Origin of the sequence: Streptomyces sp. URMC 124 (assembly GCF_051386455.1) — a bacterium.
Taxonomy (GTDB): Bacteria; Actinomycetota; Actinomycetes; order Streptomycetales; family Streptomycetaceae; genus Streptomyces.
The window spans coordinates 1-275 of the sequence record NZ_JBPQTS010000453.1; the positions used below are offsets into that span (position 1 = coordinate 1).

The window sequence follows — 275 nt, forward strand, 5'->3', positions numbered from 1 at the left end:
TTTATGGATATCGCTGCAACCCCTCCAAGACGAAAGGGAGGCGTTTAGATGATCCCTTATCTTCGATCGGAACGCCTAAAGCTCAAACGTACGTTTTCAACCAAGCTTTTCTTCCTGGTACCTATCGCAAATGTGGCGTTTTCGTTGCTTATGAATCCGATGTATTTTGTATCCAATACCATTAATTGGTGGTCTATTCTGTTCCTGCCGCTGATGCTCGCTCTATGGGCCAGTCTGACCCATCAGAAGGAACAGCTTGCTTCACATTATCAAGG

The 275-nt window shown here is 45.5% G+C and carries 1 protein-coding gene; it reads left to right on the top strand.

What is annotated here, in order from left to right; translation table 11 throughout:
* Positions 1 to 48 precede the first annotated feature (48 nt).
* Positions 49 to 275 (top strand): hypothetical protein (locus ACSNOG_RS33315; RefSeq protein ID WP_436756405.1); only part of this gene is annotated, 227 nt, incomplete at its 3' end.